Annotated in this window: 13 protein-coding genes; 7 read left to right on the top strand and 6 right to left on the bottom strand. The window is 62.1% G+C overall.

The genetic code is table 11. The features are described from left to right. Positions 1–5: 5 nt before the first annotated feature. The 7 genes from sucD to HQ843_RS12655 all read left to right on the top strand — a co-directional run bounded on the left by sucD (position 6) and on the right by HQ843_RS12655 (position 9058). Entirely contained in the window at positions 6–911 is a 906-nt protein-coding gene (gene sucD, locus HQ843_RS12625; RefSeq protein WP_180897983.1) for a succinate--CoA ligase subunit alpha, read from the top strand. Positions 912–1071: 160 nt separating this feature from the next. Then, positions 1072–4056: a 2-oxoglutarate dehydrogenase E1 component gene (locus HQ843_RS12630; RefSeq protein WP_180897982.1), complete on the top strand. Its 2985-nt coding sequence runs from the start codon at positions 1072–1074 to the stop codon at positions 4054–4056. Between the two features lie 96 nt (positions 4057–4152). Next, on the top strand, positions 4153–5385 hold the full coding sequence (odhB, locus tag HQ843_RS12635; RefSeq protein ID WP_180897981.1) for a 2-oxoglutarate dehydrogenase complex dihydrolipoyllysine-residue succinyltransferase: 1233 nt from the start codon (positions 4153–4155) through the stop codon (positions 5383–5385). 36 nt (positions 5386–5421) lie between these two features. Further along, a complete protein-coding gene (locus HQ843_RS12640) occupies positions 5422–6036 on the top strand; it encodes a LysE family translocator (RefSeq protein WP_180897980.1) in 615 nt (204 codons plus the stop codon). A gap of 19 nt (positions 6037–6055) precedes the next feature. Then, positions 6056–6694, top strand: a complete 639-nt coding sequence (locus tag HQ843_RS12645) for a LysE family transporter (protein WP_180897979.1) — start codon at positions 6056–6058, stop codon at positions 6692–6694. A 99-nt stretch (positions 6695–6793) separates the two neighbouring features. Then, positions 6794–8200: a dihydrolipoyl dehydrogenase gene (gene lpdA / locus HQ843_RS12650; RefSeq protein ID WP_180897978.1), complete on the top strand. Its 1407-nt coding sequence runs from the start codon at positions 6794–6796 to the stop codon at positions 8198–8200. A 360-nt stretch (positions 8201–8560) separates the two neighbouring features. Beyond that, complete coding sequence (locus tag HQ843_RS12655) at positions 8561–9058, top strand: cytochrome b (RefSeq protein WP_180897977.1); 498 nt, start codon at positions 8561–8563, stop codon at positions 9056–9058. A 6-nt stretch (positions 9059–9064) separates the two neighbouring features. On the opposite strand, the gene HQ843_RS12660 is transcribed toward HQ843_RS12655, so the two are convergent. The 6 genes from HQ843_RS12660 to HQ843_RS12685 all read right to left on the bottom strand — a co-directional run bounded on the left by HQ843_RS12660 (position 9065) and on the right by HQ843_RS12685 (position 16087). Then, on the bottom strand, positions 9065–10105 hold the full coding sequence (locus HQ843_RS12660; RefSeq protein WP_180897976.1) for an ABC transporter ATP-binding protein: 1041 nt from the start codon (positions 10103–10105) through the stop codon (positions 9065–9067). Between the two features lie 5 nt (positions 10106–10110). Continuing rightward, positions 10111–11730 (bottom strand): FAD-dependent oxidoreductase, encoded by a 1620-nt coding sequence (locus HQ843_RS12665; protein WP_180897975.1) that lies wholly within the window; start codon positions 11728–11730, stop codon positions 10111–10113. 4 nt (positions 11731–11734) lie between these two features. Then, complete coding sequence (locus HQ843_RS12670; protein ID WP_180897974.1) at positions 11735–12577, bottom strand: carbohydrate ABC transporter permease; 843 nt, start codon at positions 12575–12577, stop codon at positions 11735–11737. Further along, positions 12574–13470 carry a carbohydrate ABC transporter permease gene (locus HQ843_RS12675; protein WP_371822034.1) on the bottom strand — a complete coding sequence of 299 codons (897 nt, stop codon included), beginning with the start codon at positions 13468–13470 and terminating at the stop codon, positions 12574–12576. The genes HQ843_RS12670 and HQ843_RS12675 overlap by 4 nt, the downstream gene beginning before the upstream one ends. A 287-nt stretch (positions 13471–13757) precedes the next feature. After that, a complete protein-coding gene (locus tag HQ843_RS12680) occupies positions 13758–14999 on the bottom strand; it encodes an ABC transporter substrate-binding protein (RefSeq protein WP_246710367.1) in 1242 nt (413 codons plus the stop codon). Between the two features lie 44 nt (positions 15000–15043). Beyond that, the gene (locus HQ843_RS12685; protein ID WP_180897972.1) at positions 15044–16087 is read right to left on the bottom strand and encodes a LacI family DNA-binding transcriptional regulator; all 1044 of its coding nucleotides are present in this window, start codon (positions 16085–16087) and stop codon (positions 15044–15046) included. Positions 16088–16103 lie beyond the last annotated feature (16 nt).

Raw genomic sequence — 16103 nt, forward strand, 5'->3', positions numbered from 1 at the left:
TAACCATGTCCATTCTGGTCAACAAAGACACCAAGGTTCTGGTTCAGGGCCTCACCGGCAAAACCGGTACGTTTCATACCGAGCAGGCGCTGGCCTATTACGGCACCAAGATGGTCGGCGGTATCCACCCGAAGAAGGGCGGCGAGCAGTGGAGTTCGGGCGTGGACGGTACGTCGCTGCCGATCTTCTCCTCGGTTGCCGAGGGCAAGGAGCGCACCGGCGCGGATGCGTCCGTGATCTACGTGCCGCCGGCCGGCGCTGGCGCTGCGATCCTCGAAGCGATCGAGGCTGAAATCCCGCTGATCGTCTGCATCACCGAAGGCATTCCGGTGGCTGACATGGTCAAGGTCAAGGCCCGTCTCGACAAGTCCAAGTCGCGCCTGATCGGGCCGAACTGCCCGGGCGTGCTGACCCCTGAAGAATGCAAGATCGGCATCATGCCGGGCTCGATCTTCAAGAAGGGCTCGGTCGGCGTACTGTCGCGTTCCGGTACGCTCACCTATGAGGCCGTGTTCCAGACCACCAATGAGGGCCTCGGTCAGACCACGGCTGTCGGCATTGGCGGCGACCCGGTCAAGGGCACCGAGTTCATCGACATGCTGGAAATGTTCCTCGCCGACGACGCCACGAAATCGATTATCATGATCGGTGAAATCGGCGGCTCGGCCGAGGAAGAAGCAGCCCAGTTCCTGAAGGACGAGGCGAAGAAGGGCCGCAAGAAGCCGATGGTCGGCTTCATCGCGGGCCGCACCGCCCCTCCCGGCCGCACCATGGGCCATGCCGGCGCCGTGATCTCCGGCGGCAAGGGCGGCGCGGAAGACAAGATCGAGGCAATGGAAGCGGCCGGCATCACGGTTTCGCCATCTCCGGCCCGTCTCGGCAAGACGCTGGTTGAAGTCCTGAAGGGCTGATCCAGTTAGGATTGATGTCGTGGCGGCTTTCGCGCCGCCACGAAAATACCGTTTTCCTCGTGATCTCACGGCGGCTGAACGGAATTTTAGAGGGTGGACCGGCGTGAGGCCGGTTTCACCGTTTCAAGCGGGAGGCGGGCGAATTCGTCCGCGCGTGCACATGTCCAGGCAAGAAGCCAACGAACAATTTCTCCTGACCTCGTTTCTCGATGGGGCCAATGCGACCTATATCGAGCATCTTTACGCGGCCTATGAGGATGATCCGAACGCGGTTTCGCAAGAGTGGCGCGATTTCTTCAAGGCGCTCGGCGATGATCCGGAAGCGGTGAGGAAGGCTGCCGAAGGCGCGTCCTGGAAAAAGGACAACTGGCCGGTAAAGCCCGCGGACGAACTGACGGCCGCCCTTGATGGCAATTGGGGCGATGTCGAGCGCGTGGTAGAAAAGAAGCTCACCGCCAAGGCCGCCGCTGAAGGTTCCGCGCTTTCCGGCGAGGAAGTGCTGCGCGCCACCCGCGATTCCGTGCGCGCGCTGATGATGATCCGCGCCTTCCGCATGCGCGGCCACCTGCATGCCAAGCTCGATCCGCTGGGGCTCGCCGGCATGGCCGACGACGATTACAACGAATTGTCGCCCCAGGCCTATGGTTTCACCGAAGCCGATTTCGACCGGCCGATCTTCATCGACAATGTTCTGGGGCTGGAATACGCCAAGATCCCGGAAATGATCGATATCCTGACCCGCACCTATTGCTCGACGCTCGGCGTCGAGTTCATGCACATCTCCAATCCGGAGGAAAAGTCCTGGATCCAGGAGCGGATCGAAGGCCCTGAAAAGAGCATTACCTTCACTGAAAACGGCAAGAAGGCGATCCTGCAGAAGCTGATCGAGGCCGAGGGCTTCGAGAAGTTTCTCGATACCAAGTACAAGGGCACCAAGCGCTTCGGTCTCGACGGCGGTGAATCGCTGATCCCGGCGATGGAGCAGATCATCAAGCGCGGCGGTTCGCTCGGCCTGCAGGAAGTCGTGCTCGGCATGCCGCATCGCGGCCGCCTCAACGTGCTGTCCCAGGTCATGGCAAAACCGCACCGCGCGATCTTCCACGAGTTCAAGGGCGGCTCTTCCAAGCCGGACGATGTCGAGGGTTCCGGCGATGTGAAGTACCATCTGGGCGCCTCCTCCGACCGCGAGTTCGACGGCAACAATGTGCACCTGTCGCTGACGGCGAACCCCTCGCATCTGGAAATCGTCGATCCGGTGGTCATGGGCAAGGCCCGCGCCAAGCAGGATATCATCGCCACCCAGCGCGACGGCGAGATCGTGCCGCTTTCCGAGCGCGCCAAGGTGATGCCGCTGTTGCTGCACGGCGATGCCGCCTTTGCCGGACAGGGCGTGGTTGCCGAGGTGCTCGGCCTTTCCGGCCTGCGCGGCCACCGCGTCGCCGGCACGGTGCATTTCATCGTCAACAACCAGATCGGCTTCACCACCAATCCGGCGTTCTCGCGCTCCTCGCCCTATCCGTCCGATGTGGCGAAGATGATCGAGGCGCCGATCTTCCACGTCAACGGCGACGACCCGGAAGCGGTGGTCTATGCCGCCAAGATCGCGACCGAGTTCCGGATGAAGTTCCACAAGCCGGTCGTCATCGACATGTTCTGCTACCGCCGCTTCGGCCATAATGAGGGCGATGAGCCTTCGTTCACCCAGCCGAAGATGTACAAGGCGATCCGCTCCCATCAGACCGTGACCCGGCTTTATGCCGACCGGCTGGTCAAGGAAGGCCTGATTTCCGAGGGTGAATTCGAGCAGATGCTCGCCGACTGGAAGGATTTTCTCGAACAGGAATTCGAGGCCGGATCCTCCTACAAGCCGAACAAGGCCGACTGGCTGGATGGCGAATGGTCGGGTCTGCGCGCTGCCGACAATGCCGACGAACTGCGCCGCGGCAAGACCTCGGTTCCGATGAAGACGCTCAAGGAAATCGGCAAGAAGCTGACCGAGGTTCCCGAAGGCTTCAACGTGCACCGCACCGTGCAGCGCTTCCTGGACAACCGTGCCAAGATGATCGAGACTGGCGAAGGGATCGACTGGGCCATGGGCGAGGCGCTGGCCTTCGGCGCGCTCTGCCATGAAGGCTTCAAGGTCCGTCTGTCCGGCCAGGACGTCGAGCGCGGCACCTTCTCGCAGCGCCATTCGGTGCTCTACGATCAGGAAACCGAGGAGCGCTATATCCCGCTCCAGCACATTCATCAGGCCCAGGGCCGCTACGAAGTCGTCAACTCGATGCTGTCGGAAGAAGCGGTGCTCGGCTTCGAATACGGCTATTCGCTGGCGCGTCCGAACGCGCTGACGCTCTGGGAAGCCCAGTTCGGCGACTTTGCCAATGGCGCGCAGGTGATCTTCGACCAGTTCATCTCGTCGGGCGAGCGCAAATGGCTGCGCATGTCCGGCCTCGTCTGCCTTCTGCCGCACGGCTATGAGGGGCAGGGGCCGGAACATTCCTCCGCCCGTCTGGAGCGCTGGCTGCAGATGTGCGCCGAGGACAACATGCAGGTCGCCAACTGCACCACGCCGGCGAATTATTTCCACATCCTGCGCCGCCAGCTGAAGCGCGACTTCCGCAAGCCGCTGATCCTGATGACGCCGAAATCGCTGCTGCGCCACAAGCGCGCGACCTCGACGCTTTCGGAAATGGCCGGCGAGACTGCGTTCCACCGTCTGCTGTGGGATGACGCGGTCGAGCACGATACGCCGATCAAGCTGGTCAAGGATGCCAAGATCCGCCGGGTGGTTCTGTGCAGCGGCAAGGTCTATTACGACCTGTTCGAGGAACGCGAGAAGCGCGGCATCGACGACATCTACCTGCTGCGCGTCGAGCAGCTCTATCCTTTCCCCGCCAAGGCGCTGATCAACATGCTGTCGCGCTTCAAGAACGCGGAGATGGTATGGTGCCAGGAAGAGCCGAAGAACATGGGCGCATGGTCGTTCATCGAGCCCTATCTGGAATGGGTGCTGACCCATATCGATGCCAAGCACACAAGGGTGCGCTACGCCGGCCGGGCGGCCGCGGCATCGACCGCGACAGGCCTGATGTCGCGCCATCTGGCGCAGCTCGAGGCCTTCCTGGAAGACGCGCTCGGCGAATGATCGAACCATTCCCAGCATGCCGGACCAGGAGCCCGGCATGCGCAAGCCGCCAGACGGCGTTTTGAAACAGACATTACCAAGATCGGGACTTTTGAAATGGCCACTGAAATCCGCGTTCCCACTTTGGGCGAATCCGTTACCGAGGCAACGGTCGGCACCTGGTACAAGAAGGTCGGCGACGCGGTTGCCGCCGACGAGCCGATTGTCGAGCTTGAAACCGACAAGGTGACGATCGAGGTTCCCGCACCCGCTGCCGGCGTTCTGTCCGAAATCGTTGCCGCCGCCGGCGAGACGGTCGAGCTGAATGCTCTGCTCGGCCAGATCGGCGAAGGTGACGGCGCTGCTGCCAGCGAGAAGAAGGAAGAAAAGCCCAAGGAAGAGGCGTCCAAGGCCGAAGCGCCGAAGGAAGAGCCGAAGGCTGAAGAAAAGTCCGGCGACATGCCGGCCGCTCCCGCCGCCGCCAAGATGATGGCCGAGAAGAACATATCGGCGGATCAGGTCGAGGGCTCCGGCAAACGCGGCCAGATCCTGAAGGGCGACGTCATTGCCGCTGCGACCAAGGGCACATCGGCTCCCGCCCCCTCGGAATCAAAGGCGCCTGCCCGCGGACCATCCAAGGTCGAGGACGCCGACCGCGAAGAGCGCGTCAAGATGACCCGCCTGCGTCAGACCATCGCCAAGCGGCTGAAGGATGCCCAGAACACGGCCGCGATGCTGACCACCTATAACGAGGTGGACATGACGGCGGTCATGGAGATGCGCAGCAAGTACAAGGACCTGTTTCTGAAGAAGCACGACGTCAAGCTCGGCTTCATGGGTTTCTTCACCAAGGCCGTCTGCCACGCCCTGAAGGAAATCCCGGCGGTCAACGCCGAGATCGACGGAACCGACATCATCTACAAGAACTACTGCCATGTCGGCATGGCCGTCGGCACGGACAAGGGCCTCGTCGTGCCGGTGGTGCGCGATGCCGACCAGATGTCGATTGCCGAGATCGAGGCGGAAATTGCGCGTCTGGCGAAGGCTGCCCGCGGCGGCCAGCTTTCGATGGCCGACATGCAGGGCGGCACCTTCACCATCACCAATGGCGGCGTCTACGGCTCGCTGATGTCCTCGCCGATCCTGAACGCGCCGCAGTCCGGCATTCTCGGCATGCACAAGATCCAGGAGCGGCCAATGGCGATCGGCGGCCAGGTCGTGATCCGTCCGATGATGTATCTGGCGCTGTCCTACGACCACCGCATGGTCGACGGCCAGGAGGCAGTGACCTTCCTCGTGCGCGTCAAGGAGACGCTGGAAGATCCGGAACGCCTGGTTCTCGATCTCTGATCTGAACCCCGATCGTAAATCCGGGGAGCCGGAAGCATGAGCATCGAATTTCTGGTTACGGCGCTGATTGTTGTTCTGGCTCCCGGCACGGGCGTGGTCTACACGCTCGCGACCGGCCTGTCGCAGGGACGGCTCGCAAGCGTTGCCGCCGCCTTCGGCTGCACGCTCGGCATCATTCCGGCAATTCTCGCCTCGGTGTTCGGCATTGCCGCGCTGTTTCACACCAGCGCGCTGCTGTTCCAGACGGTGAAGTTCGCCGGCGTTGCCTATCTGCTCTATCTCGCATGGCAGACGTTGAGGGATCGCGGCACGCTGCGGGTCTCGGGCGAGGGGACGTCGCAGCGCAGCCTGTTCGCGATCGCCCGCAACGGTTTTCTCATCAATATCCTGAACCCAAAGCTTTCGGTGTTCTTTCTCGCCTTCCTGCCGCAGTTCGTATCGCCCGCTGCCGCTGCACCGGTCGTCGAGATGCTGATGTTGTCTGCGGTGTTCATGGCGATGACCTTCGCGGTTTTCGTGCTGTACGGCCAGTTCTCCGGGCTGATGCGGGACCGGGTGCTTTCGAGTGAACGGGCAATGGCGTGGATGCGGCGGAGCGTGGCGCTGGCCTTTGCCGGATTCGGCGTTAAACTCGCGCTCAGCAGGCAGTAGCAACCGGGAAAGCCCTTTTATGGATCATCAATACCTGATCGAACTTGCGTCGCTGATGGCGATCTTCTCCTTCGCCATCGTCGCCCCCGGCGCGGATACCGCGATGATCATCCGGCAGGCGCTGGTGCACGGAAGGCGCTCGGCCATGCTGAGCAGCTTCGGCGTCGGCACTTCGTTGATGTTCCATGTCAGTTACACGATCATGGGGCTGGGGCTGATCATTTCGCAGTCGGTCATGGTGTTCAACATGATCAAATGGGCCGGTGCAGCCTATCTGATCTATCTCGGCATCCAGTCGTTGCGTTCCGGCAAGACCCAGGCCGCACCCGTTTCGGAGGCCGGTGTGAAGGCGAAACAGGGTCCGGCGAAGGCATTCTCGCTCGGCTTTCTCGCGAACGCGCTGAACCCGAAGCCGGTGCTGTTCTTCCTGTCGATATTCTCGACCGTTGTCAGTCACGAAACGCCTGTCGCGGTAAAGTTCGGCTACGGCCTCGTCATGGCCTCGTGCCTCATCGCCTGGTTCATTGGCGTATCGCTGTTCCTGACCACGCCGCGCATGCGCACGGCTTTCGAAAGGGCCAGTGTCTGGATCAACCGCGCGAGCGGCGCGGTGTTCATTGCCTTCGGCCTGAAACTGGCGACGGAAAAGGCGGGCTGAGCGACGAACTGAATCCGGCCCTCCGGCCTCGACGAAACACGGTCATGCAGCGCCCATCCCTCGCATCGGCGATGACCTCAATAAAGAGAAGGAAATCTGATGTCCTACGATCTCATCATCATCGGTTCCGGTCCCGGCGGCTATGTCTGCGCGGTCAAGGCGTCGCAACTCGGCCTGAAGGTCGCCGTCGTCGAAAAGCGCGCCACCTATGGCGGCACCTGCCTCAATATCGGCTGCATTCCCTCCAAGGCACTGCTGCATGCCTCCGAATACTACGCCCACGCCGCCCACGGCATGGAAAGCCTCGGCATCAGGCTTTCGGGCGTCGAGCTCGACCATGAAAAGCTGATGGGTCACAAGGACGCCGTGGTGAAGTCGAATGTCGAGGGCGTCGCCTTCCTGTTCAAGAAGAACAAGATCGACGGCATTCAGGGCACCGGCAGGATCGTTTCGGCCGGCAAGGTTCAGGTGACGAAGGAAGACGGTTCGACCGAGGAACTTGAGGCGAAGAACATCGTGATCGCCACCGGTTCCGACGTTGCCGGTATTCCGGGCGTCGATGTCGCGATCGATGAAGAGACCATCGTGTCGTCCACCGGCGGCATCGCGCTGAAGACGGTGCCTGAAAAGATGGTCGTCGTCGGCGGCGGCGTGATCGGACTGGAACTCGGCTCGGTCTGGTCGCGCCTCGGCGCCAAGGTGACGGTCGTCGAATTCCTCGACAAGATCCTCGGCCCGATGGATGGCGAGGTCTCCAAGCAGTTCCAGAAGATGCTGGCCAAGCAGGGCCTCGAGTTCAAGCTGTCGGCCAAGGTCACGGCCGTGGAGAAGGCCGACAAGGGCGCGAAGGTGACCTTCGAGCCGGTCAAGGGCGGCGATGCCGAAACCATCGAGGCCGACATCGTGCTGATCTCGACGGGCCGCAAGCCCTATACCGAAGGCCTTGGCCTCGAAGAGGCGGGCGTCAAGCTCGATGAGCGCGGCCGGGTTGAAATCGACGGCCATTTCAAGACCAATGTCGACGGCATCTATGCGATCGGCGACGTGGTCAAGGGCCCGATGCTCGCCCACAAGGCCGAGGACGAGGGCGTGGCGCTTGCCGAAATTCTTGCCGGACAGGCAGGGCACGTGAACTACGACGTGATCCCGAGCGTCGTCTACACCCAGCCGGAAGTAGCCTCCGTCGGCAGGACCGAGGAAGAGCTGAAGAAGGACGGCGTCGCCTACAATGTCGGCAAGTTCCCGTTCATGGCCAATGGCCGGGCGCGGGCGATGGAAGCGACCGACGGTTTCGTCAAGGTGCTGGCCGACAAGGAGACCGATCGTGTGCTCGGCGTCCATATCGTCGGCTTCGGCGCAGGCGAGATGATCCACGAAGCGGCGGTGCTGATGGAGTTCGGCGGCTCGGCGGAAGACCTCGGCCGCACCTGCCACGCGCACCCCACCATGTCGGAAGCGGTGAAGGAGGCGGCGATGGGCGCTTTCTTCAAGCCGATCCACATGTGAGGCGAGGGCATTTTACGCCCAAAGTTCGTTGACAAAGCCTACCCTGTTCTCCGCCGTCATGCTCGGGCTTGTCCCGAGCATCTAAGCACGTATCAATGCGACAAGCGTCTCGGACGAAAAGGCCTTCAGATACACTGCATTACGAAACGCCAACGCCGCTCGTGGGGAATGGTGGTTAGATCCTCGGGACGAGCCCGAGGATGACGTCCGTACAAAGGATAGGGTTGTCAGCAGTCTGAGAGCGTTTTGCACCTTTTTTCATGAAAATTTTGTCATGGATGAAAGTGCGGCTTGCTTTGCAGGCCGCATTCTCGTTTCATGGCGTAACCGAATAAGGTATTGAAAAAAGGGGTAAATCCTGTGCGTCAAACTCCGGTTTCCTTTTCGCTCCCGCAGCGCGCCCTGCACTGGATCATGGCGTTGCTGATCCTGTTCAACCTGCTGTTTTCCGACGATCTGGTCCGCTGGGGGGCTCTTTACTACGGCAACAAGCCCATTCCTGACGATGTTCAGCTCTCGGCCGACATCCACGCCTATGTCGGGATCACGATTCTCGTTCTCGCCTTGATCCGGCTGGCGCTGCGCTTCATTCAGGGCGTGCCGCCGGAACCGGAGGGCGAGCCGGCGATCTTTCGCCTGCTGTCGAAGGTGGCTCACTGGACGTTTTATCTGATGTTCATCGTGATGCCGCTTGCCGGCATCGCCGGCTATTATTTCGACAGCGGCGCGGCCGCCCTGGCGCATGCCAATCAGATGAAGCTCGTGATGTGGTTTCTGATCATCACCCATATCGCCGCCGTCGCGGTCCACCAGTTCTACTGGAAGACCGGGATACTCAAGCGGATCACCACCGGCTGACCGCGCCTATCCGGCTGGAACGAGGCGGTTGCCCGCCTCGTTGAACGCATGGCAAAGCTGAGGGTCGGTCGTGAGGTGGATCGTGGTGCCGGCGGCAGGTTCGCGGCCTGCCGGCTGCTCCAGTATGATCGAGCCATGGCCATCGACATCGGCATGAACCAGCCGCGCATTGCCGAGATATTCCGTCAGCCTGACCTTCGCGGACATCACCGCATCGGCCTCTGACGTGATTTCGAAACTGTCCGGACGAATGCCGCAATAGCGGGTCTCGGGCGCAAGACCGGACGCCGTCCGGAGCTTTTCGAACCCGGGCGTCAGTTCGAAGACGTTCATCTGCGGCGCGCCGATGAACCGGGCGGCAAACAGGTTGGCCGGACGTTCGTAAAGATCTTCCGGACTGCCGACCTGCTCGATCCGGCCGTCGCGCAGAAGCACGATCTTGTCGGCGAGCGTCATCGCCTCGACCTGGTCGTGGGTCACGTAGATCATTGTCCGCTTCAGCCGCGCGTGCAGTTCCGAGATCTGGGTGCGCATATGAACCCGGAGTTCGGCATCGAGGTTGGAAAGCGGCTCGTCGAACAGGAATGTTTCCGGATGGCCGACGATCGCGCGGCCGATTGCCACGCGCTGCCTCTGGCCGCCGGACAATTCACGCGGATAGCGTTCGGTGAGCGTGTCGAGCTGCAATGTGACGACGGCCTCGTTCACCAGCCTGTCGATTTCGGCGGCCGGCGTCTTGCGCACCTTCAGCCCGAAGGCGATGTTTTCGCGGACCGTCAGATGCGGATAGAGCGCGTAGGACTGGAACACCATCGCCACGCCGCGCTTGGCGGGCGCGACATCGTTCATGCGACGGCCGCCGATCTCAAACGTGCCGCCGGTGATATCCTCGAGGCCGGCGATCATCCTGAGCAGCGTGGACTTGCCGCAGCCTGACGGGCCGACGAAGACGCAGAATTCGCCGTCCTCGACCGCGAGGTCGATGCCCTTGATGATTTCCGCCGCGCCATAGGACTTTCTGACGCCCTTCAGTTCAAGCCTGGCCATCGTCGTTACTCCACACGTCCAAAAAGTTCGAGCCGCGGCGTTTCGCGGATCGCCTGCGGCCAGGCGAGCGGCACCTCGAAACGGCTTTCCAGCAAGTTCTGGAAGTCCGCGAGCCGTTCCGGCGTCTCGCGCACGCCGCGCGGGGTGATGTCGTTGTCGAGGCAGTAGGCGGCGAGTGCGCCGACGCTTTCGCCGATATTCCATTCCACCGGATGGAGGCGATAGCAACCATTGGTGAGATGGGTAGTGCCGATATTCTTGCAGGCGGGCAGCATGTTTTCGACCCGCGCCGGGATCAGGCTGCCGAGCGGAATCTGGAACGGCCAGTTGGCGATATCGACATAGTTGCGCGGCGCGGTGGAGGGGTGAAGGTCGATCCGGTAGGAACCGACGCCGACGCTGTCGAAAAACTGTTCGGCCCCCTTCAGACCCTCGCGGGCATCGATTCCGACATGGTTTTCGGTCACCGTGAACAGCGCCTTGATGCGGCGGCTCTCACGGATATAGGGGGCGACCGTCAGGCCGTCGAGCGTGCCCATGACGCTTGCCGCCGGCTTCAGTCCGCGATAGCCATAGCCGCCGTCATGGCGCGGGGCTTCGGTCTGCATCCAGTAGAGCATGGAGAGCGAAAGCTGGCGCGCAGCCTCTAGGTGCCTTTCCGCCTCCTCGGGCGAAACGCCGACGACCGGACCGCCGCAATAGTCGATCTGCGGCCAGTTCACGAGGCAGATATCGGAGGGATAGCGGTTGCCGGTGTGGTTGCGGCGATAGAATATCCGCCGGTAATGCCAGTTGTCGGGCGCGAATTTGGCGTCGCTGTCGCCGACGAACAGGGGACGGTTGTCCGGCTCCAGCGTCACCGGATTGGGGCCGATGAAGGAGAGCTGGCGGTCGGGCCAGAAATCGAGCTTGAAATCGCGCCAGATATCATAATCGCGCGGCCGCTCGATGGTGTGGTCCTCATCCGGATGATAGCTCATGGCGAAACACCAGCTCACCGCCTGCTGATCGTTGGGGTCCGCCTCGCCCGCAAGGGCTGCCGGCTCGCCGGTCTGGGCCTGGCTTTCCGCGCCGATGACGTGTTCGACATTGCCGAGTTCCAGCAGGTCGCCGAGCTCTGTGGCGTCGATGAAATAGCGGCCCGTCAGCACCATATCACCATATTCGGCGGAGCGCACGGTAACGGCGGTGAAACGGTCGCCGTCTGTTTCGGCAGCGATCGGCTTGGTGCACAGCAGCACGGTCAGCCGTCCGGTCGCGTACCACGGCGCAAGCATGGCCTCGATGGCCGCCACGCCGGCGCGCGGCTCCGCGCATATCGGCGAGACATTGCCGCTGCCGGGGTTGAGATTGGCATCGTTGCGGGCCTCATCAGTCAGCGGATAGTGATCGCGGTAGTAGTCGCGAATGTTCCGGCGAAGCTCACGGTAGCTCGCCGTCGAGCCGTCATTCTCGATCCACGGATTTTCATCCGGCGGCACGGCCTGGGTCGTCAACTGGCCTCCAAGCCATTTGAACTCCTCCGTCAGGATGACGCTGCGACCGAGTTTCAGCGCCGAAAGCGCCGCTGCGACCCCGCCCAGACCGCCGCCGATGATGACGATGTCGCTGGTGAGTTCCTTCATTTTGTTATCCTTTCACGCCAGACAAGGCGAAACTTTCAACGATCTGGCGCTGGGCCAGAATGTAGACGATGAGCATGGGAATGACGGCGAGCGCGGTTGCTGCAAGCTGCAGGTGCCAGAGCGGCAGGCCGTAGGTGTCAGTGAAATTGGCAAGCGCCAGCGGCAGGGTGAACAGTTTGATGTCGTTGACGAATACCAGCGGTTCCAGAAACAGGTTCCACGAAAACAGGAAGGTGATGATGCCGACGGCCGCAAGCGCCGGCTTCGACAGCGGCAACGCCACCTTGAAATAGACCCCGAACCGCGTGAGCCCGTCCATGCGGCCGGCTTCTTCCAGTTCCTTCGGCAGGGCGATGAAATACTGGCGCATCAGGAAGGTCGCCATCACGCCCTGCGAACCGAACACCGGCAGCAGGATCAGCGGCATGTGGGTGTTCATCAGACCGAGATTCTTCATCAGAAAGAAGTTCGGCACGATGGTGACTTCCTCCGGCATCATCAGCGCCGAGATCAGCAGCAGCAGAACCAGCGCACTGCCGCCAAACCGCAGCCTTGCCAGCGCATAGCCGGCCATCGACGCCAGAAACAGCGTCAGCCCGGTCACGATCACGGCGATATAGAGCGAGTTGAAATACTGCCGGGCGAAGGGCTGATAGGCGAACACCTCGGAGAAATTCGACCAGTGGATGGTCGCCGGGATCAGCGAGGCCGAGGAGAACACGTCCGCCTGTCCCTTGAGCGCGCCGGACAGCATCCAGACGAACGGAAAAACGAACGGGATGGCGAGTGCTGAAAGGCCGATGATCCAGCAGATGCGGGTGATTTTCTGTTGCAGACGATAGTTCATTTGCGCACCGTTTTCAAAAGCATCTGCAGGACCGTGAGCGCCAGGATCAGAACGAACAGCACGACGGCGAGCGCCGAGGCGTAGCCGGTGTTGAAGAACTTGAAGCCCTGCTCGTAGATGTAGAATGCGAGCACCAGCGTCGCGTTCTGCGGTCCGCCGCCGGTCATCAGGTAGATATGGTCGAACACTTTCAGCGAGCCGACCACGGTGATCACCATGATCACCAGCGTCGTCGGCGCGAGCAACGGCCAGGTGATGCGGCGGAAGATGTCCCAGCCATTGGCGCCCTCCAGCCGGGCGGCTTCCTCATAATCGCGCGGGATCGATTGCAGCGCCGCGATATAGAGGATCATGTTGAGGCCGACGGTTTTCAGCACGCGGGTGACGATGACGGCGGCCATGGCCCAGCGCGGCTCATGCAGCCAGTTCGGCCCGTCGATGCCGACAAGCGAAAGCGCCCGGTTGACCGCGCCGCTTTCATGCTGGAGCAGGAAGGTCCAGATGATCGCCCATGCCACCGCGGAGGTGATCACGGGCGCGAAAAACAGGGTGCGGAAGACGACCACGCCGCGGAAGGGCCGCGACAGCGCGATGGCAAGCCCGAGCGCCAGCGCCATGTTGAGCGGAACAAGGCCCGCCGCAAACACCAGCGAATTGCCGAGCACATGCCAGAACGTGTCGTTCCGGGTGAGCGCATCGACATAGTTTTCCATGCCGACGAACCGGGACTGCTGCGACAGCAGGTTCCACTCGGTGGTGGAATAGTAGAACACGGCGATCAGCGGGCCGACGAAGAAGATCAGGAACCCGGTCAGGATCGGGCTGACGAACAGCCAGCCGGCGATCGCCTCACGCGTCTTCAGTGTCAGTCCCGAACGGAGAGCGGACATCATCGCTTCCTTTATGCGAGCGAATTTCGAATGTTCCGGCGGATCGCCTTTATCTGTAGGCAGTCCGCCGGGTATCGTAAAACATCTCCCCTTCCTCGGCGTCATCCTCGGGCTTGTCCCGAGGATCTAACCACTTTGCTCATCGACAGGCGTGGGCGGTTTTCCCGGCCTTGGGCGAACAGAACGCACGTGCCGCAGGCTCTTGTCGCGACAATGGTGATTAGATGCTCGGGACAAGCCCGCGCATGACGCAGAAGAGGGAGGGGCCCTACCTTTCAGCGGAAACCCGTCTACTTCAGCAGCGGGTCGATATCGTCGCAGAGCCGGGCAAGCACTGCGGGAACATCCGCATCCGCCGCCCACAGCGCATCGAAATCGGGCCGCGCGGCGGCCTCGATCTGCGGATAGCGCTCATGGCTCGGCAGCACCGAGCCGCCCTCGATGCCGGCCGCCACGATTTCCATCTGTTCGGGCTGAACGGCGGGATTGCTGGAAAGGAATGCGTCGCTTTCCAGAACGCTTTTGCGCGCCGGCGGGAAGAACTCGGCCATGCCGGCAACGTTTTCCTCCGACGTCATATGCGCCAGGAATTCGGCGGCGATCTCCTTGTTCTTGCCCTGGGCGAAAGCGACGACGGCGGCCTGGCCGACGGTCGAGGCAACACCGGCCGGACCCGAGGGAAGGGGCGCGATGCCCCAGTCGAAACCGGCATCGGCAAGCTTCGAAACGCGCGAAATCTGCGTCATGGTCAGGGCCGCGTTCCCTGAGAAGAAGTCGCCCTGCTCGCCGGGCGGCACGGTCGATTTGTCGGCATAGACCATGTCGTGGAACAGTTGGACGGCCGCAGCCGATTCCTTGCTGTCGAGCGTGCAGATGCCATCCGTCCAGGCATCGCCGCCATAGGATCGCACGATCGGCATCAGATTGTGCATGACGCGGGCGTCATAACCCTGGCCGTCAACCGTCTCGTAGCCCCAGACCCCGGCATCGGCGTCGCGCAGCGCTGCCGCGTCGGATTTGAGCTGCTCCCATGTCCAGGTGCCGTCCGCCGCGCGCTCCGCGGGCGTTTCAAGGCCGGCCGCATCATAGAGCGACGCGTTGAAGTAGATCAGGAAGGGTGAGGTGGAGAAGGGAATGCCGTAGACCGCATCGCCTTTGGTCCAGAGCCCCATCGCCGGTTCGGAGAAATCGGCATAATCATAGCCTTCGGTGGCTTCGAGCACGCCGGAAACATCCTCCAGAACGCCGGCATTGACGAAGGCGGGCGCCGAGCTTTCCAGCAGCCAGCCGAGATCGGGTGGATTGCCGCCGGCGAGCTGGAGCGTCAGTTTCTGCACATAATCGCCGAACGGGATGGTGTCGAATTTCACCGTGACGTCGGGATGGGTTTCGGCAAAGCTCTCGGCAATGCCGTTCAGCATGGCGAGATGCGCCTCGCTGCCGGTCCATACGGTGAACCGAAGCTCCTCGGCCGCTGCCGCCGAAGCGAACGTGCCAGTGAGGGCCGTGGCGATGATTAAACGCTTAATCAATTGGGTCGACATGATCTCTTAAAACCTCCCGTTTCAGATCAGAATCAGATTGCCTGCAATGTTGCCCCCGGCACATAGCCGCAGGGCAGGGTGGTGCGCATGGTTTCATGCTCGGGAACGCGGATCTTCGCGATCAGATTGCGCACCGCATTTTCCCCCATGTCCTCACGGGGAATGGAAATTCGCGTCCAGCGTTCAACGCCGGCCGGGTCGTGCATCGGCGCGGCGAGCGCGACGATGGATGTGGTTTCGGGCACGCTGCCCCCAATCGCCACGACCTGACGTTCGAGTGCTACGGCGTGGTTGAAGGTTTCGGTCAGGAATACCGTCGTGCCGGCGGCAAGCCAGGCGGAAACGCGGTCCGTGTCGATTGCCGCGGGCTCGAGGCGTTCGACGGCAAGCGCGAGACCATCGGCAGCGCTGCGGCGAAAGCCTTCCTCGCGGTCGGCATTCTGCTCGCGCACCTCGGTGCCGCCCAGAAAGGCCATTTTCCTGTGGCCGAGGGCGGCGCAGCGGCCAACGACATCGCTGACGGCGGAAGCATAGTCGGCGGCAACCCAGTCGAGTTCGGCGCCGGCCGCCTCGCGGCGTCCTATGGTGACGAACGGAAAGCCGGTGTCATAAAGCCGTTTCAGTTCGCTCTTGTCCGGCTCCTCGCCAAGCAGCACCGCGCCATCGGCAACGCCCATGCGATTGGTGCCGGCAGGAAAGATGCTGCGCGGGCCGGTGTCGAGCGAGGAGGATGTGAACAACAGAAGATCCTGCCCGAGTTTCATCGCGCCGCGCTCGATACCAAGCAGGAACGGATAGAAAAAGTTCTCGCGATCGGAAGGAAACATCGCCTCATAGGTGAACACGCCGATGATATTGCGCCGTCCGCGCGCCAGCGACTGCGCGACGATGTTCGGCGCATAGCCGAGTTCCAGCATGGCGGCGCGCACCCGTTTTTCGGCCTCTTCGCCAACGCGGATGGTCTTGCCGGGCTTGGGCGAAATCACGGCGGATACGACGGCGGTGGAAACCCCCGCCATCGCCGCGACATCGCTCTGGGTCACGCGCCGCGCGCGTTTCGGCCCGGTCAAAGTCAAGCTTATCCTCCCGAAT

Source organism: Martelella sp. NC20 (genome assembly GCF_013459645.1).
Taxonomy (GTDB): Bacteria; Pseudomonadota; Alphaproteobacteria; order Rhizobiales; family Rhizobiaceae; genus Martelella.